Source organism: Antrihabitans spumae (assembly GCF_043944905.1).
GTDB classification, from domain to species: Bacteria; Actinomycetota; Actinomycetes; order Mycobacteriales; family Mycobacteriaceae; genus Antrihabitans; species Antrihabitans spumae.
The window spans coordinates 117,069-133,903 of the sequence record NZ_JBIMSN010000094.1 but is presented as its reverse complement, the minus strand read 5'-3'; the positions used below and the strand labels follow the sequence as shown (position 1 = coordinate 133,903).

Here is a 16,835-nt window from a genome sequence, read left to right as displayed (position 1 = left end):
CGACGACTTCACCCGACGAACGTGACGATCGAGGCGGCGATCGCATCGGCATAACGTTGCCGCCCGGTAGCCGACGACAACGTCTCTGCCTCGCCGGGGTCGCGCATGTTGCCGCACTCGATCAGCGCGGTCGGCTGCTGCGACAGGTTGAGCCCTGCCAAATCTTCACGCGGGTTCAATCCGTCGGCTCCCACATAGGTCGACGGCACCAACCCCGCGCCTGCCAACCCATCGCGCAACGTCTGCGCCAGCCGAACCGACGGACCCTCCTGCGCGGGATTCAGCGGCGGCGACGAATAGGCGACGTGAAAACCATGGGCACCCGGCGAGGTGGCACCGTCGGCATGAATGGACACGACAGCCGCGGCAGCAGCCCGGTTACCGATCGCAGCACGTTCGTCGACACACGGCCCGACACCGTCGTCACTCGGCCTGGTGAGCACGACCTCGATGCCGCGCGCGATCAAGGCGTCCCGCACTCGGACAGTGACGTCCCAGGTGAACGCGTGCTCCGGGTAGCCGGCGTCGGTGGACGTGCCGGTCGTGTTGCACGGCTTCGTCCGCCCTCGACCATCGGGAACAAGCGCGCCGATCTCGGCCGCGTGCGACCCGTTGCCGCCGTTGTGTCCGGGATCGAGAACGACAACTCGCGGGGAGGCCAGCGTCACCGGCAACGCAGGTTGTGTGGAGATCTGCGTCGGTGCCGCAGCGGTCTCGACCGCAGCGGGCGGTACCGGCGTGGCGCAGCCTGCGAGCACGATCGTCGTGACGCCGACGATCAGGCCGAACGGGAATAGTCGTCGCACACCTGAAGACGATAGTTCCCTGGATTCATGCCGAGGGCCCGACCAACTAGTCAGCCTGCGCGGACGCCAGCAATTCGAGGGTCTGCTCCGAGGTGAAGAACGGCGCCAGACGCGCACGGATCTGCGATGCGAGCACACCGTTCTCTTTGGCCGCTTCGATGACGGGTGGCGCGAACGTGATGAGCTCGGTGACGATGTCGTCGCCGGTCAAACCGAGTTCGGGCAGCAGCGCAGCGACGGTGAATTCGCCGTACCTGTCGAAGAACACATCGATGCAGGCTTCGACGACGTGCCCGAAGTACTCCTTGTTGCGTCCTGACTCGACGATGTCGAGCACGATCATCACGACCTCGCGCAGTTCCTGCTTACTGAGGTATTCGCGGAGCACGCTGACCGGTTCGTCGGCGTGCAGATCCCACAGCTCCATCGCGGCATCATGCAACGGCGCATCGTGAATCAGCTCTTTGATCGCGTTGTTGGTCCGCCGCAGCGCGAACTGCGCACCCCTGCCCGCGACATCGCCGATGAATCCCTCCAGGTGCCGGTCGCCGGCGCTACGAACCTTGCTCGCTGCCGAACTACCCGCCTTCAGCACCCGCGACATGCCCGGAACCTTCTCCGCGCGTGCACGATTGGCGGCCATGAAGTCCGCGACGATCTTGTTGACGAAGCTCGATGCGACCGTGGCGACCAACGGGCTCTCGGTCAATCGCTCCAAAGCCCGATTGTGCAGCGTGTGCATGGCGAGGAACTGCTCGATCAACGCCGCAACGGGTTCCCGATCGACGACGTCGCCGAGGCTGTACTCGTCACTCTCGGCGAGGTCGTAGATGGCTTCGGCGATCGCTTCGACCATCTCGGTGACGATGTCGCTGCCACCGATTTTGTCGACGACACGATGCGCGGTTTCTTTCACGTGCGCGCGATCGACAACTTCCCCCACGATCAACGTGTCCGCAACACCGAGCACATCCGCGACATCGCGGCGAATCACGTCCTCGAACCGGTCGCCGGTCAGTTCCGCAATCACGAACTCGACCTGAGCGTCGAGCAACTTCTCCGCAAGCGCGTTCGGATCCGAACTCACTCGTTCCCCTTCGGTTGTTCTTCAGGTTTCTTCATCGAACGGCGAATCTGCTCCAGCCGGTCGTGCCCCGCCTTCTCCCGAGCATCCCACTGCTCCTGCAGCGACTTACCCGCAGCTGTGTCCTGATCCAACTCCCCCGCACCGACCGACGTCCCGAAGCGCTGTTCGATCTTCTCGCGCACCCGACCGAAGGTCGGTACACCACCGGTCGTGTAGTCCGCATCAGGTAGATGCGTAGCCGGCAGCACGCCTGGCGACGCGGGACCCGGCTGTGCTTGTGCAGGAACAGCCTCTGCGACAACCGGTTCCGCTGGATGCACCACGGCTGAATGCACCACGGCCGCGTCGTGAACCGCCGCAAGCGCGGGCCGTCCCTCGGTCGCCGATCGAACGACCTCGAGTAGTTCGTCGTCGGTCAAAGCCTGTAGCTGAACAACAAGATCGGACATGACAGCCTCCTCGGTAGCCGTTCCCAGGCTAGTCGTCCTTTCCGTCGCGGATCAGGCCCGCATCTGCGCACCGACCGCTTCCGACGCCGCCGCGACCGCCGCGTCACGTGCCGCGCTTGCCTCGTCCTCGGTCAAGGTGCGATCGGCGGCGCGGAACCGCAGCGCGAACGTCAGCGACTTGCGGCCGCCGAGTTGCTCACCGGTGTACACGTCGAACAGCCTGATGTCTTCCAGCAACTCGCCACCACCCGAACGCAGGGCCACTTCGACGGCAGCGGCCGGTACGGCCTTGTCCACCTTGACCGAAACATCCTGCAGCACAGCAGGAAAAGGTGACACCGCGGGCGCTGGAAGCCCAGTGTCGATGGGTAGGCCATCGAGATCGATTTCGAGCGCGCAGGTGCGCTTCGGCAGTCCCGCACGTTCGAGGACCGCCGGATGCAACTCACCTGCGTGGCCGACGACGACGCCGTCGACAACCAGTGCCGCGCAACGACCGGGATGCCACGGCAGATGTTGGGCCGCTCGGCGTTCCACGGTAACTCCAGCTGCGGACGCAATCGTATCGACGGCGGCGAACGCGTCTGTCGCGTCGGCCTGACGCCCGGGTCCCCATGGACCACGGGGCTCACGCAGTCCGGTCAGAACAGCTGCGGTATGCACCGGCTGCGCAGGCAACGACCCGTCGAGCGTTGCGATCTCGTCGTCGGTCGGGCGGCGATCGACCGGCAACGGATCGACCGGACGCGTGTTCGGACCAGGCAGCACCACCTGAGCGATCCCGAAGATCGCCAGATCACGCTGACCGCGTGCAATATTGCGGCCGGCAACCTCGAGCAGACCGGGAAGCAGCGTTGTAGCCAACTCGGGTCGATCCGCCTCGAGCGGATTCAGCACGCGGGAAGTGGAACGCCGCGGATCGTCGGCGTCGAGGCCCCACACATCGAACACGTCGGTCGGCAGGAACACCGGCGGGGGTACCTCGACGAAACCGGACAATGCCAAAGCCCGGCCGAGCGCGCGCCGACGCTTCTGTGTCGCGGTGAGGCCACGTCCGGGAGGTGCCGCAGGAAGGATCGACGGAATCAGCTCGAGCCCTTCGAGCCGGAGCACTTCCTCGACGAGGTCGGCGGGCTGGACGAGATCGGGGCGCCAACTCGGCGGAGTCACAACGAGTTCGTCGCCGTCTTCGACTACCGCACAACCGATTTGGGTCAGCCTGCGCACCGCGGTGCCCGCTGGATAGGCGACACCCGCAACCTGATCGGGTAGACCCGCCGGCATGCGAACAGCCGCTCGGTCGGCGGGTGCACCACCGACGTCGGTCAGCACGGGTTCCACAGTGCCGCCGGTGATCTCGGCAAGCAGCGTCGCCGCTCGATCGAGCGCCTTGACGTTCAGCGCGGGGTCGACCACTCGCTCGTAGCGCTTGCTCGCCTCCGACGACAACTTGTGCCGACGCGCAGTCCGAAAGACTGCCAACGGATTCCAGGTGGCTGCTTCGAGCAGGATGTCGACCGTGTCGGCGCCGACCTCGGTCGAGGCACCACCCATGACGCCTGCAAGCGATACGACACCGGTGTCGTCGGCGATCACGACGTCTTCGGGGTCGAGTGGCCGCTCGACGTCGTCGAGGGTCCGCAGCTTCTCGCCTGCAACCGCTCGGCGAACGACCAAGCCGCCCTCGACCTTTGCCGCGTCGAAGGCGTGCAGCGGATGCCCGACCTCGAGCATCACGTAGTTGGTCACATCGACGGCGGGCGAGATCGGCCGGACACCCGACAGCAGGAGGCGGCGCTGCAACCACCACGGACTCGTTGCCGACGGATCGATACCGGTGACTTTGCGCAGCGCGAACCGAGTCGCGCTCGACTCGGGCTCCATCGTCACCGTCCACGCTTCACCTTGCGCCGGAGGCGATTCCACATCGGCGGGATCGGAGAATGCCAGGTCGAAACCGCATGCCAACTCGCGCGTGAGGCCGCGGACCGAGAAGCAGTACCCACGATCGGGTGTGATGTTGAGTTCGATGATCGTGTCGCCCAGACCGAGCAGCGAGTTGCCGTCGAAACCTGGTTCGGCAGTGCCTGGTTCGAGGACAAGGATGCCGGAATGATCCTTGCCGATGCCGAGTTCGGACACCGAGCAGATCATGCCGTCGGATCCGTGGCCGTAGGTCTTGCGCGACGCGATCTCGAAACCGCCGGGCAGCACAGCACCTGGCAGCGCCACCACGACCAGATCGCCGACCGTGAAATTGCGCGCACCGCACACGATGCCGCGCGGCGCCGCTTCGCCGACCTCGACCTGGCAGAACCGGATCGGCTTCTTGAAGTCGGTCAGCTCGGTGATCTCGACGACACGTCCGACGACCAACGGTCCGTCTACTGGCTCGAGCGTGTCGACCTCCTCGACCTCGAGACCGACCCGCACGAAACCGGCGTCAAGCTCCTGCGCGGTCACCGACCAGTCGGGATTGGCCCGCTGGATAATCTCGGTCAGCCACGATTGCGCTACTCGCACGTCTGTTTTCGCTCTCTTGTCTCGGTGAAGATCAGGCCTGCGCGCCGAACGGCAGCGTGAATCGGATGTCGCCTTCGACGATGTCGCGCATGTCGGGAATCCCGTTGCGGAACTGCAGGGTTCGTTCCAGTCCCATTCCGAACGCGAAGCCGCTGTACACCTCGGGGTCGATACCGCAGGCGCGCAACACGTTCGGATTGACCATGCCGCAGCCGCCCCACTCGACCCAGCCTGCGCCACCCTTCTTACCGGGGAACCACACATCGACCTCGGCCGACGGCTCGGTGAAGGGGAAGTAGTTGGGCCGCATACGAGTACGCGTATCAGGTCCGAACAGCGCACGGGCGAACGCATCGAGAGTCCCGCGCAGATTGGCCATCGTCAGACCCTTGTCGACTGCCAGGCCTTCGATCTGTGAGAAGACCGGCGTATGCGTCGTGTCCAGCTCGTCGGTGCGGAACGTTCGGCCGGGGCACGCAACGTAGATCGGCAGCTCACGCTCGAGCATCGTCCGAATCTGCACGGGCGAGGTGTGGGTCCGCAGCACCTGACGCGAACCTTCGGGCGCAACGTGGAAGGTGTCCTGCATCGTCCGCGCCGGATGATCGGGCAGGAAGTTGAGTGCGTCGAAGTTGAAATGTTCGGTCTCGACCTCGGGGCCTTCTGCGATCTCCCAGCCCATTGCGACGAAGAAGTCGGCGACCTGCTCGGAGATCACCGTTACCGGGTGCCGTGCGCCCTGCGGCCTGCGGTCGGCAGGAAGGGTCACGTCGATCGATTCGGCTACGAGAACGGCAGCGTCGCGGTCGGCGAGCAGCACCTCGCGGCGCGCGTCGTACGCCTCGCTCACCCGAACGCGAGCAATGTTGACGCGTTTGCCCGCGTCGGCCTTCTGCTCCTTCGGCAGGGCTCCGAGGCCACGTCGCGCGAGCGCGATGGGCGACTTGTCACCCTGATGCTCGGTCTTCGCCTCGGCAAGTGCATCCAGATCCGCTGCCGCGGCGAACGCCTTCTCGGCAGCGGCGGCGGCCGACGCGAGCGACTCTTCGCTGAGCGGATCCATGTCGAGAACTCCTGAGATCGATACCGGGCGTTATGTACTGCTGATCTTATTGGATCGGTTTCTACGCTCGACGCCGCTAGGCACCCGCGCGGTGCACCCGCGCACTGCTGTAGAGGCAGATCGCGGCTGCCGCGGCCAGATTGAGGCTTTCCGCACGGCCGTGGATCGGGATGCGGACTCTGTGATCTGCCCGTGCCAGCACGTCGGCAGGCAATCCGTGGGCCTCGTTTCCGAACAACCACGCGGTAGGTCGGGCAAGCACGTCGTCGGCCCGATCGAGGTCTACTTCTCCGTCGGCGGCGGTCGCGAGCAATTGCAAGCCAGCCGCCTTCGCCGCATCGAGCGCGGCGTGCACATCGCGTTCACGGGCGATCGGCAGATGGAACAGACTGCCCGCCGACGACCGGACGCACTTGCCGTTGTGTGGATCGACAGTGTCGCCGGCAAGCACAACGGCATCGGCACCGACAGCATCGGCGACACGGATGAGAGTGCCTGCATTGCCCGGCTCGGCGATCTCGACCGGAAGCGCAACTAGCCGCGGATCCCCCACCAATGCCGCCCCGATCGGAACATCGATCAGCCTGCAGACGGCGACCAGACCAGGCGGTGTGACGGTGTCACCGAGCGCGCGAGCAGCGCGGTCGTCGACGAGAGCCACCCGAACCGACGACACAGCCGCACGCTCGATGAGTGCCGCGGCACGATCGCTGGTATCGGCGGTGTAGAACAACTCGCGGACGTGACCACCGTCGAGTGCAGCTTCGATCGAATTTGCACCTTCGACGAGAAACTCACCCGTCTTACGCCGACCGGCGCTGCGAAGGAGCTTGACAGCCGAAACGACCCGTGGGGTCCGCTCGGTGAGCGCGTCCACGGGTCGTCTCTGGGGTTGAATCAGGCAGCCTCACCGGCAGGCGCGTTCACGTCGGCGGGCAGTGCCGCCTTCGCGATCGCGACCAAGCCGGCGAATGCCTCGGCGTCGGAGACGGCAAGCTCAGCGAGAATCTTGCGGTCGACCTCGACGCCAGCAGCCTTCAGGCCCTGCACGAAGCGGTTGTACGTGATGTCGTTGAGACGCGCCGCAGCGTTGATGCGGGTGATCCACAGCTTGCGGAAGTCACCCTTGCGCGCACGGCGGTCACGGTAGGCGTAGGCGAGCGAGTGGAGCTGCTGCTCCTTCGCCTTGCGGTACAGCCGCGACCGCTGTCCGCGGTAGCCGCTGGATGCCTCGAGAATCGAACGACGCTTCTTCTGGGCGTTGACCGCCCTTTTTACGCGTGCCACTTGCTAAATCCTGTCTGTGTTGGACCCCGCGGCCCGAATTGATCGAAAAGGGTCAGATACCGAGAAGGCGCTTGATACGCGGGGCATCGACAGCGGCCACGTCGGTCTGGCCATCGAGACGACGGGTACGACGGCTGGACTTGTGCTCGAGCAGGTGGCGACGGTTCGCCTGCTCGCGCAGCAGCTTGCCGCGTCCGGACACCTTGAATCGCTTCGAGGCGCCGCTGTGGCTCTTCATCTTGGGCATGTGATCCTCAGTTCTGTTCGTACTGCTTACGGTGTGGTCGGTGTGACTAACCGCCTGCTGCTTCGCCTTCCGGCGCTGCTGGTGCCTGCGGTGTCGCAGGAGCCTGCGGTGTTGCTGGCGCCTGCGGTGTTCCAGCTGCCTGCGCTGGGACACGCGGTGCCGCGGTGGCCCGAGGGGCTGCCGCGCCTTCTTGCGCCTGCACGCGGGTCTTCGCGCCCTTGTGGGGTGCGAGGACCATGGTCATGTTGCGGCCGTCCTGCTTGGCCGAAGTCTCGACGAATCCCAGTTCGACGACATCCGCCGCGAGACGCTGGAGCAACCGGTACCCGAGTTCGGGGCGGGACTGCTCACGTCCACGGAACATGATGGTCACCTTGACCTTGGATCCGACCTCGAGGAAGCGAATGACGTTGCGCTTCTTCGTCTCGTAGTCGTGATCGTCGATCTTGGGTCGGAGCTTCTGCTCCTTGATGACGGTCTGCTGCTGGTTCTTACGAGATTCGCGTGCCTTCTGCGCCGTCTCGTATTTGAACTTGCCGTAGTCCATGATCTTGCAGACCGGTGGACGGGCATCGGGCGCGACCTCGACCAGGTCGAGATCTGCTTCCAAAGCGACACGAAGTGCATCTTCAACACGCACGATTCCAACCTGTTCGCCTCCCGGTCCGATAAGCCGGACCTCGGGAACTCGGATGCGATCGTTGATGCGGGTCTCAGTGGTGATGGGGCCTCCTAGGTAGAGCGGTGTCTTTGTGACAACCGCCGGCAGGGAGGAACTCTTCCCACTATCAACGCCAGAAGCCCCGCTCGGTGGTTACCGATGCGGGGCCCGATGTCGACCGGCCAGCTTCATCCCAATGCCGAAAGGCATCGCGACGAAACCCCTCGTGAATCAGAGGGAGCCCATTCGATTGCTCGAACGGGCGACCGGACCGTGACGCATACGTAAGTCGCGTAACGGTGGGAGTCGGGCTCCACTTGCTGCCCCGGAACAGTGTCCAGGGAGGTCGTCACCGAAAACCTTATCATTTGCCCACGTCGTAACCGAATCGCAGCGGAAAGAGGAGTCCCCCGCGGGCAGGAGACCGGGCCGAGGATGGAATCCTGTCAACCATGACCGACCAGCCTGTACGTGAACTCGCCGACATCCCCGCAGTGGAGGTGATCAGCCGTGCCGCGGTGATGCTGATGAGTTCTGCGGCTGAAAAGCTCGGACTTTCCGACCCCAACCCGGACGAAAGCCCAAGTCGCGACCTCGACGAAGCTCGCAGAGTCATCACAGCCCTCGCCGGTCTCGTCACCGCGTCGCTCGAATACCTGGGTCCGCACGCGGGTCCGATCCGTGACGGCTTGCAGTCGCTGCAGCGCGCATTCCGCGAAGCGTCTGCTCATCCCGACGAGCCGGGCAAAGGTCCCGGCGAGAAGCTGACCGGGCCTGTTTACTGAGCGGGCCCCCTGCGCGGCGTTGTGTCGTCACCGTCGACGGCCTCGCCACCGAGCGCTTTGTGGAGCAGGTGGAGTCCGGACCGCACCGGACCCTCTGGCGCCATGTGTTCGACGGTGTCGACCAAGCCGGTGAGTGCTTCCTTGATGGTTGCCGACCCGGTCTGAGCAGAATGCGCTGCCGAATGGGTAGCCGACCGCGCAGTGGACCGCGCCGAGTCGGCCGCGGTACGCGCGCCGACCGATACCGGCGCGAACACCGCCGCCGGTGCAGCACTCAAAGCTGACAGCTGCGCCTTCGCTGCGGAGCTCAGCCTGTCCGGGCTGAGCCGCTCGGCACTCAGCGTCGCGATACCCGCCCGCGGCTCCGGTTCCTGCTCGGCTGCATCGGCAAGTAGCCGGTCGGCGTCGGCGGTCACCAAGTCGATGATCCGACGCAGCTCGGCGTTGACGACCTCTGGATTCTCGAACACGGTCTGGTGCCCGCATTTCGGAATAACGGTCATCGTCGCACCGGGAATCGCGTCGGCAAGCTTCTCCTGCTCGGCGATCGGTACGAAGTGGTCGTTGAAGCCGCCGACAACCGCGGTGTAGGCGTTGCCAAGTTCGGCGAGCCCAGCCCGTTCGTCGTGGTCCTGAATCGCAACGACGATGTCGCCCGCCTGCCGAAATCCGTTGCCGTAGACGATCGCCGTCGTCAATCGAAGTGCGGTCCGCTTGTGCACCGCAAAGAAGCGCAGACCGACAAGATAGGGAGCAAGCCCGAGTAGCCGCAGCATAAATCGCGGCACGGCGTCGGCAACAATCATAAAGCCTGCGACCTCACGCCTTATCAGCCAACTCACCGGTGCAAGTACCCGCCACAAACCGAACGACATCGTCTTGCTCAACGGCCCAGCGGAGGTCGAGCAGAGCACGAGGCCGCCGATGCGGTCGGCGAGATCAGGTCGGGCAGCGCGGAGCGCAAGGACGGTCGCACCTCCCATACCGTGCCCAGCGAGCACGAGATAGCCCTCCGGCGCGGTGGCGTCGATGACCCGACCGAGATCGTCGGCTAGTTGGCGTAGACCGCGAATTCCCTGGTCCAGCTTTCGGGTCCCCGACTTGCCGTGGCCGCGCGCGTCGTAGCTCACTCGCCGTACCGGCGAATCTTCCAGCGCCGGACGCTGATAGCGCCATGCGCTGGCATTCATCTGAATCCCATGGACGAACACGACCGTCACCGCGGCATCGGCCGGACCGTCGATCTCGACATGCAGCGGCACACCGTCCGCGGTCCGCACGGTCGCCGGCTGCCCTGGCCTGATCTCGTCGGCGAGCTCACGCCACGGCCGACCACTCCAGAACTCGAGAATGCCGAGCCAGGCCATCAACGCGGCTGCGCCCGCGAACAGGACGACCACAAAACCCCACCACAGCGTCGTCGTGTCGACCAGCCAGTAGAGGGCTCCCCCGATCACAGCGAGCGTCACGAGCGCGGCAACTCCTGCCAAGGCAAGAAACTCCAACGCACACGCAGCGCGAGTACGCCTGGGCCCGTTGTACTGGTTTGTGTCCTGTTTCGCTGTGTCCTGCAACGCTGCGTTCGTCATCGAACACCTCCGCATCGAGTTCGTGCCCGAAGCCTAAACCGGTGCGGTCGGTGCCGGACCGCGAACGCGTTACGTGGACGACTCACCGATTCCAGGTCGGAAAGCGAGTGCAATGCTGTCGGACATGACGACGAACATTCTTCTCGTTCCCGGTTTCTGGCTCGGCGGATGGGCATGGGACGCGGTCGCCGACGACCTGCAACGACGCGGCGACCTGGTGACTGCCGTGACGCTCCCCGGCATGGACGCAGCCGACGACCGAAGCGCCGTCAGCCTCGACGACCAGGCGCGCGCACTTCTTGCTGCAGCGGACAATGCCGATGCGGGCAGAACCGTTCTCGTCGCGCACAGCGGAGCGGCAGCACCCGCCACCCTCGCAACCGATCTCGATCCGAATGCATTCGCCTGTGTCATCTACGTCGACACGGCGCCGTTGCCGGACGGCTTCACCATCTTCGACGATCTGGATCCGACGGCGACCGAGGTCCCGCTACCGAGCTGGGAAGAACTCACGGCCGCTGGAAACAGTCTCGAAGGCTTGGACGAGGCCGCTCTGACGATGTTCCGCGAACGGTCGGTACCGGTGCCCGCGCGGGTAGCCGGCGGCACGCTCGAGTTGAAAAATGTTGCACGCAATGGCATTCCGACAACGATCGTGTGCAGTAGCTTTCCCTCGTTCGCGGTGCAGCAGATGCGCGACGAAGGCCATCCCATCGGCCTCGCTCTACGCGACATCGACGCCGACTACGTCGATCTGCCGACCGGTCACTGGCCGATGTGGTCGAAGCCTGCCGAACTGGCCGAGATCATCCACACTGCGGCGAACAAGTAGGCGACTATCCGAACAGTCGAGCGACGAACGGCACCGAGTCGGCGAGCGAAAGAGCCATCGTTCCATCGTGGTCCGAGGGATACGGTCGGAACGTGACGGGTTGACCGTTCGCTGTGAGCCGGGCGGCGAAGGCGATCGTCGCGGGCGTAACGACGTCGGTGTCGAGTAGCCCCTGGCCGATGAAAAATGGTCTGTCGTAACCGTTTTCCGGTATCCCCATAAAGTTGCGCAAGATGTCGGAAACACCAGGGATCGAGGAAAGCGGCTTCGTGAACAGCGATCCGATGGCAACTCCGTCGACCGACGGGCCGAATTCGTCGTAACAGACGGTCTCGGCTCGGTTCACGAGGTCGACGCCCCGCTGGGTGAGGAACGAATCGATGTTCAATGCCGGGAAGGTCGCTCGCAAGCCGGACAGGATGTAGACGAGATAGGTGTTCAAGTTCTCCCCGACCGCGATCGGTGGGACACCCGGCCCGAGCAGAGCGACGACATCCTCGATGTCGGCGGGCACACCCGTTGCGACGGCGCCACGGTAGTCGAGGCCCGAACCACCGAACTCCGTGGCGTAGCGGGCGGTGGTCAAGGCCGCTCCTGCACCTTGCGACTGGCCGATGACAACCCATCGATCGGACAGGCTCGCGTAAGTCGCGGTACTTGCCTTGACCATGTCGACGACGCTGTGCGCTTCGACGATGCCGTTGAGGTAATGCGTCGGACCTGCGACGCCGTGCCCTGCGTAGTCGGAGGCGACGATCGCGTAGCCCTTCGACAGCCAGGTCGACAGGTATGCGAAGTCACGTTCGGGCCGAAGCGGACCGCGCACGCTGTACGCGCACTGGTCGCCGAGTCCAAGTGTGCCGTGCGCCCATGCGACCACCGGCCAGCCACCAGCTGGTGTGGGGCCGGGCGGCAGGTAGACAGCTCCACTGCTGAGTGCCGGACCGTCTGGACCCGTTGTCCAGTAAGTCAACCGGTAGGCGTCGGCCGAGCCCGGTACTCGGATCTCGACCGGTAGCGAATCGGCGCTGACCACGGTCCCCGGGCTGCGGTCGTCAGCCACGGCGGGTGCAGCGACAACGAGCGAGAACAGCATCGCGATCACGACTGCCGCCACGACCGCGGCGAACCGAGTCACGACTTCGCGCCTGCCCCGACCGCGGCCCGCTTGCGCGGTGCCCGCTTCTTGGGAGCCGTCTTGATCGCCGTCGACGCCGGCTTCAGCACCGTCTTCAGGAACTGACCTGTGTAGCTTTCCTCGACGTCCGCAATCTCTTCCGGCGTGCCCTCTGCGACGACGACGCCGCCGCCCGACCCACCCTCCGGTCCCATGTCGACCACCCAGTCCGATGTCTTGATCACATCGAGATTGTGCTCGATCACGATGACGGTGTTGCCCTTGTCGACCAATCCGTTGACGACGATCAGAAGTTTGCGGATGTCCTCGAAGTGCAGGCCGGTCGTCGGCTCGTCGAGAATGTAGGCGGTCCGTCCGGTCGAACGTTTCTGCAGTTCGGCGGCAAGCTTCACGCGCTGCGCTTCGCCTCCCGACAGCGTGGGTGCAGGCTGGCCGAGCCTGACGTAGCCGAGACCGACATCGTTGAGCGTCTTCAGATACCGATGGATGGACGTGATGGGTTCGAAGAAGTCAGCGGCCTCCTCGATCGACAGGTCGAGGACCTCGGCGATCGTCTTGCCCTTGTAGTGCACTTCCAGCGTTTCGCGGTTGTACCGCGCACCGTGGCAGACCTCGCAGGGGACGTACACATCCGGAAGGAAGTTCATCTCGATCTTCAGGGTGCCGTCGCCCGAGCATGCCTCGCACCGGCCGCCCTTCACGTTGAACGAGAAGCGACCCGGCTGGTAACCGCGGACCTTGGCTTCGGTGGTCGCCGCGAACAACGTCCTGATCTTGTCGAAAACGCCCGTGTAGGTCGCCGCATTGGATCGCGGGGTACGTCCGATCGGCGACTGGTCGACCTGGACGAGTTTGTCGAGTTGATCCAATCCGTTGATTCGGGTGTGGCGCCCAGGTACCTGCCGCGCGCCGTTGAGCTTGTTGGCCATGACCGTCGCGAGGATGTCGTTGACCAGCGTCGATTTGCCCGAGCCGCTGACGCCGGTGACCGCGGTGAGCACCCCGAGCGGGAAACTCACGTCGATGCCTCGGAGGTTGTGCTCGCGTGCACCGACAACCGTCACCTGACGTTTCCGGTTCGCGATCCGTCGCACGAGCGGGATCGCGATCTCCGATCGACCGGAAAGATAGGCGCCGGTGAGCGATTCGGGATCGGTTAGCAGTTCTTCGTACGGTCCGCTGTGCACGACGCGACCACCGTGCTCACCTGCGAGCGGACCGATGTCGACGACCCAGTCGGACGCCCGAATGGTGTCTTCGTCGTGTTCGACGACGATGAGCGTGTTGCCGAGATCCCGCAGCCGCGTGAGGGTTTCGATGAGCCGCCGGTTGTCGCGCTGATGCAAACCGATCGATGGTTCGTCGAGCACATACAGCACGCCGACCAGCCCCGACCCGATCTGGGTCGCCAGCCGAATACGCTGCGCCTCACCACCGGAGAGCGTTCCCGCCGCGCGTGACAGCGAGAGGTACTGCAAACCGACATCGAGTAGGAACCCGAGCCTGGCCTGCACTTCCTTGAGCACCTGACCCGCGATCGCCTTCTGTCGCGGGCCGAGGGTCAGGTTGCCGAGGAACTCCGAGCACTCCGCTATCGACAACTCGCTGACTTCGGCGATCGACTTCTTGTCCTCGCCCGCCGAGATGGTCACCGACAGAATCTCGGGCTTGAGCCGAGCGCCGTTGCAGGCAGGACACGGCACGTCGCGCATGTAGCCGTCGTACCGCTCCTTCATCTGCTCCGATTCGGTGTTCTCCATCCGGCGATGCAGGAAGGGCATGACGCCCTCGAAGTCGGCGTAATAAGAGCGGGTGCGGCCGTACCGGTTCTTGTAGCGAATGTGCACCTGGTCGGAACTGCCCTCGAGCACCGCCTTGCGAGCCTTGGCCGGTAGATCCTTCCACGGCGTCCGCATCGAGAAGCCGATGATCTCCGACAATCCTGACAACAGCCGACCGAAGTACTCCGCCTGCTGCCCGACCGACCACGGCGCGATCGCACCGTCCTCGAGACTCAGCTCCGGGTCCGGAACGACCAGCTCGGGATCGACCTCTTTACGAATGCCGAGTCCTACACACTCCTGGCACGCACCGTACGGAGAGTTGAAGGAGAACGAACGCGGCTCGAGATCGTCGATGTCGAGTGGATGATTGTTCGGGCACGCGAGCCGTTCGGAATACCGGCGTTCACGATCGGGCGCCTGCTCGTCGCGATCGACGAAATCGAGGACGACGATGCCGTCGGCGAGGCGCAGAGCGGTCTCGACCGAGTCGGTCAGCCGCTGTTTGGAGCTGGCCTTCACCGTCAACCGGTCGACGATGACCTCGATGTCGTGCTTTTCCTGCTTCTTCAGCGTCGGAGGCTCGGTCAACGGGTGGACGACACCGTCGACCCGGACACGCGCATACCCCTGCGACTGCAGTTGTTCGAACAGGTCGACGAACTCGCCCTTGCGGGTCCGGACCACAGGAGCGAGCACCTGAAACTTGGTGCCGTCCTCCATGGCCAGTACCTGATCCACGATCTGCTGAGGCGTCTGTTTTGCGATCGGTTCACCACAGACCGGGCAGTGTGCGTCGCCGGCTCGCGCATAGAGCAGGCGCAGGTAGTCGTACACCTCGGTGATGGTGCCTACCGTCGAGCGCGGGTTGCGGTTGGTCGACTTCTGGTCGATCGATACCGCCGGTGAGAGCCCCTCGATGAAATCGACGTCGGGCTTGTCCATCTGCCCGAGGAACTGACGCGCATAGGCCGACAACGACTCGACGTAACGACGTTGACCTTCGGCGAAGATCGTGTCGAACGCCAGGCTCGATTTACCGGATCCGGAGAGTCCGGTGAAAACGATCAGGCTGTCACGAGGGAGGTCGAGATCGATCCCGCGCAGATTGTGCTCGCGAGCACCCCGCACGATCAGGCGGTCCGCCACTGGCAGTCCCTTCTTGTCAGAACTAGTCACAAACAGGTGCAATTCACGAGGTCCGTGCGACGACAGCGCACGCGGTCCACATGCTATGTCGGCCCACCGACAAGTTTCTTGGACGAATGGGCGAGCAACGGCCGCATACCCACGACGGTAGCCTGCGGAACATGGAGCAACCCGTCGCAATCGACAGCAACTACACCGGCCACATCGCCCCCGGTTCGTCCGCCCAACGACGCACAGTCGATGGCGCGAGCATTATCAAGATCTCGGTCGGTCCTATGGATAACAACGCCTACCTGGTGCAATGTTCCTCGACGGGCTTGTCGCTGCTCATCGACGCCGCGAACGAAGCGCCGCGACTTATCCAGCTCGTCCGAGCGGAGGCCGGCGGCGTTCTCGAGCTTATCGTCACAACACATTCCCATCCCGACCACTGGTTGGCGCTACAGGATGTCGTCTCCGCGATCGGCGCCTCGACGGCTGCGCACCCTCTCGACGCAGAGCCGCTTCCGGTTCCGCCCGACTTCGATCTCGACGACGGCGAAAGTATTCAGATCGGTGAACTCGAGCTCGAGATCATCCACCTGAGCGGCCACACGCCTGGATCGGTCGCGCTGGCACTCACCGAACCGGGTGGGCGAGTGCACCTGTTCACCGGCGACTCGCTGTTCCCCGGCGGCGTCGGAAAAACAGCGGACGCGGAGAAGTTCGCCAGCCTGATGGCCGACGTCGAGACGAAGCTGTTCGGCCGCTTCGGTGACGACACGATCGTCTACCCCGGCCACGGTGACGACACCACACTCGGAAACGAACGCCCCCACCTGGCGGAGTGGCGAGAGCGCGGCTGGTAACTCTCAGGACTCGAGCGTTCCCGCATCCTTCTCGAGATCGACAACCAACGGAATCCCACCGTCGAACCAGGCTCGATGCAGCTCGACGATCTTCGCGCGGGTCGGCAGCCCGCGCCGATGGAAGGCATTCTCCACGTAGTCGAACGGGTGGACCGTGCCGCAAAATGCGTCGTAGGCCGTCCGCCGCTCGCTGTCGTCGTGCGGCTCTCGCGCCACGCCCGCGAAGGTGCCGCCGCGCACTCGCAACCGCACCGATGAATCGGCCCGGATGTTCTTCAGCCACAGCGCCTGCTGACCCGGTATCGCAACCAGGTAGGCCTTGTCTCCTGCACGGACCGCCTTGATGTAGGTGGTCCGTGGTTTACCCGTTTTTCGGCCCGTTGTCGTGAGTACGCCCACGCCGTGTGGCAACCACACGCGGAACCACGGCTTGTGCACCGCACGCAACATTCTGGCCGCGACTCGTCTTCCTCGTACCGAGTCGCCGCCGGTCAGCCATCGTCCTCGTTCGGCTACGTAGTTGCCGTCCGTGTACCGAAGCGAGTCGGGAACCGACCCATCTTTTCGATCGTCCATTGCACCCCCGAATG

Annotated in this window: 16 protein-coding genes; 3 read left to right on the top strand and 13 right to left on the bottom strand. The window is 64.5% G+C overall.

Going from position 1 to position 16,835, the window contains the following annotated elements; genetic code table 11:
* Nucleotides 1-8 precede the first annotated feature (8 nt).
* The 9 genes from ACHIRB_RS20675 to infC all read right to left on the bottom strand — a co-directional run bounded on the left by ACHIRB_RS20675 (nucleotide 9) and on the right by infC (nucleotide 8,231).
* Nucleotides 9-761 (bottom strand): N-acetylmuramoyl-L-alanine amidase, encoded by a 753-nt coding sequence (locus ACHIRB_RS20675; RefSeq protein ID WP_395124380.1) that lies wholly within the window; start codon nucleotides 759-761, stop codon nucleotides 9-11.
* Between the two features lie 91 nt (nucleotides 762-852).
* On the bottom strand, nucleotides 853-1,893 hold the full coding sequence (locus ACHIRB_RS20670; protein WP_395124318.1) for a hypothetical protein: 1,041 nt from the start codon (nucleotides 1,891-1,893) through the stop codon (nucleotides 853-855).
* The gene (locus tag ACHIRB_RS20665; protein ID WP_395124319.1) at nucleotides 1,890-2,342 is read right to left on the bottom strand and encodes a hypothetical protein; all 453 of its coding nucleotides are present in this window, start codon (nucleotides 2,340-2,342) and stop codon (nucleotides 1,890-1,892) included. Before ACHIRB_RS20665 ends, ACHIRB_RS20670 begins: the two co-directional genes overlap by 4 nt.
* A gap of 51 nt (nucleotides 2,343-2,393) precedes the next feature.
* Nucleotides 2,394-4,865 carry a phenylalanine--tRNA ligase subunit beta gene (pheT, locus tag ACHIRB_RS20660; RefSeq protein WP_395124320.1) on the bottom strand — a complete coding sequence of 824 codons (2,472 nt, stop codon included), beginning with the start codon at nucleotides 4,863-4,865 and terminating at the stop codon, nucleotides 2,394-2,396.
* Nucleotides 4,866-4,896: 31 nt separating this feature from the next.
* Nucleotides 4,897-5,928, bottom strand: coding sequence for a phenylalanine--tRNA ligase subunit alpha (gene pheS, locus ACHIRB_RS20655; protein ID WP_395118889.1), 1,032 nt, complete (start codon nucleotides 5,926-5,928; stop codon nucleotides 4,897-4,899).
* A gap of 76 nt (nucleotides 5,929-6,004) precedes the next feature.
* Nucleotides 6,005-6,805 (bottom strand): TrmH family RNA methyltransferase, encoded by an 801-nt coding sequence (locus ACHIRB_RS20650; protein WP_395124321.1) that lies wholly within the window; start codon nucleotides 6,803-6,805, stop codon nucleotides 6,005-6,007.
* A gap of 20 nt (nucleotides 6,806-6,825) precedes the next feature.
* Nucleotides 6,826-7,215: a 50S ribosomal protein L20 gene (rplT, locus tag ACHIRB_RS20645; RefSeq protein ID WP_199706598.1), complete on the bottom strand. Its 390-nt coding sequence runs from the start codon at nucleotides 7,213-7,215 to the stop codon at nucleotides 6,826-6,828.
* Nucleotides 7,216-7,267: 52 nt separating this feature from the next.
* Nucleotides 7,268-7,462, bottom strand: coding sequence for a 50S ribosomal protein L35 (gene rpmI, locus ACHIRB_RS20640; RefSeq protein WP_199706600.1), 195 nt, complete (start codon nucleotides 7,460-7,462; stop codon nucleotides 7,268-7,270).
* A 46-nt stretch (nucleotides 7,463-7,508) separates the two neighbouring features.
* Nucleotides 7,509-8,231, bottom strand: a complete 723-nt coding sequence (gene infC / locus ACHIRB_RS20635) for a translation initiation factor IF-3 (RefSeq protein ID WP_395124381.1) — start codon at nucleotides 8,229-8,231, stop codon at nucleotides 7,509-7,511.
* Between the two features lie 344 nt (nucleotides 8,232-8,575).
* On the opposite strand from infC, the gene ACHIRB_RS20630 reads away from it, so the two are divergent.
* Nucleotides 8,576-8,908, top strand: a complete 333-nt coding sequence (locus ACHIRB_RS20630) for a DUF1844 domain-containing protein (RefSeq protein WP_199706602.1) — start codon at nucleotides 8,576-8,578, stop codon at nucleotides 8,906-8,908.
* Here ACHIRB_RS20630 and ACHIRB_RS20625 read toward each other — a convergent pair.
* Nucleotides 8,902-10,497: an alpha/beta fold hydrolase gene (locus ACHIRB_RS20625; protein WP_395124322.1), complete on the bottom strand. Its 1,596-nt coding sequence runs from the start codon at nucleotides 10,495-10,497 to the stop codon at nucleotides 8,902-8,904. The genes ACHIRB_RS20630 and ACHIRB_RS20625 overlap by 7 nt on opposite strands.
* Nucleotides 10,498-10,621: 124 nt before the next feature.
* On the opposite strand from ACHIRB_RS20625, the gene ACHIRB_RS20620 reads away from it, so the two are divergent.
* Nucleotides 10,622-11,329 (top strand): alpha/beta fold hydrolase, encoded by a 708-nt coding sequence (locus tag ACHIRB_RS20620; RefSeq protein ID WP_395124323.1) that lies wholly within the window; start codon nucleotides 10,622-10,624, stop codon nucleotides 11,327-11,329.
* 4 nt (nucleotides 11,330-11,333) lie between these two features.
* Here the strand turns inward: ACHIRB_RS20620 and ACHIRB_RS20615 are convergent, their stop codons facing one another.
* Nucleotides 11,334-12,425, bottom strand: coding sequence for an alpha/beta hydrolase family protein (locus ACHIRB_RS20615; RefSeq protein ID WP_417282111.1), 1,092 nt, complete (start codon nucleotides 12,423-12,425; stop codon nucleotides 11,334-11,336).
* Nucleotides 12,426-12,463: 38 nt separating this feature from the next.
* Nucleotides 12,464-15,397 carry an excinuclease ABC subunit UvrA gene (gene uvrA, locus ACHIRB_RS20610; RefSeq protein ID WP_395124325.1) on the bottom strand — a complete coding sequence of 978 codons (2,934 nt, stop codon included), beginning with the start codon at nucleotides 15,395-15,397 and terminating at the stop codon, nucleotides 12,464-12,466.
* 161 nt (nucleotides 15,398-15,558) lie between these two features.
* Here uvrA and ACHIRB_RS20605 point away from each other — a divergent pair, with 161 nt between their 5' ends.
* A complete protein-coding gene (locus tag ACHIRB_RS20605) occupies nucleotides 15,559-16,245 on the top strand; it encodes an MBL fold metallo-hydrolase (RefSeq protein WP_395124326.1) in 687 nt (228 codons plus the stop codon).
* 3 nt (nucleotides 16,246-16,248) lie between these two features.
* On the opposite strand, the gene ACHIRB_RS20600 is transcribed toward ACHIRB_RS20605, so the two are convergent.
* Nucleotides 16,249-16,821: a nitroreductase family deazaflavin-dependent oxidoreductase gene (locus ACHIRB_RS20600; protein ID WP_395118874.1), complete on the bottom strand. Its 573-nt coding sequence runs from the start codon at nucleotides 16,819-16,821 to the stop codon at nucleotides 16,249-16,251.
* Nucleotides 16,822-16,835: the final 14 nt, after the last annotated feature.

Excerpts from the sequence above, each read along its gene's own strand:
- ACHIRB_RS20605 (WP_395124326.1), top strand. The coding sequence starts at position 15,559 with ATGGAGCAACCCGTCGCAATCGACAGCAACTACACCGGCCACATCGCC.
- ACHIRB_RS20630 (WP_199706602.1), top strand. The coding sequence starts at position 8,576 with ATGACCGACCAGCCTGTACGTGAACTCGCCGACATCCCCGCAGTGGAG.
- ACHIRB_RS20625 (WP_395124322.1), bottom strand. The coding sequence starts at position 10,497 with ATGACGAACGCAGCGTTGCAGGACACAGCGAAACAGGACACAAACCAG.
- ACHIRB_RS20615 (WP_417282111.1), bottom strand. The coding sequence starts at position 12,425 with ATGCTGTTCTCGCTCGTTGTCGCTGCACCCGCCGTGGCTGACGACCGC.
- rpmI (WP_199706600.1), bottom strand. The coding sequence starts at position 7,462 with ATGCCCAAGATGAAGAGCCACAGCGGCGCCTCGAAGCGATTCAAGGTG.
- pheS (WP_395118889.1), bottom strand. The coding sequence starts at position 5,928 with ATGGATCCGCTCAGCGAAGAGTCGCTCGCGTCGGCCGCCGCCGCTGCC.
- ACHIRB_RS20600 (WP_395118874.1), bottom strand. The coding sequence starts at position 16,821 with ATGGACGATCGAAAAGATGGGTCGGTTCCCGACTCGCTTCGGTACACG.
- ACHIRB_RS20620 (WP_395124323.1), top strand. The coding sequence starts at position 10,622 with ATGACGACGAACATTCTTCTCGTTCCCGGTTTCTGGCTCGGCGGATGG.
- ACHIRB_RS20665 (WP_395124319.1), bottom strand. The coding sequence starts at position 2,342 with ATGTCCGATCTTGTTGTTCAGCTACAGGCTTTGACCGACGACGAACTA.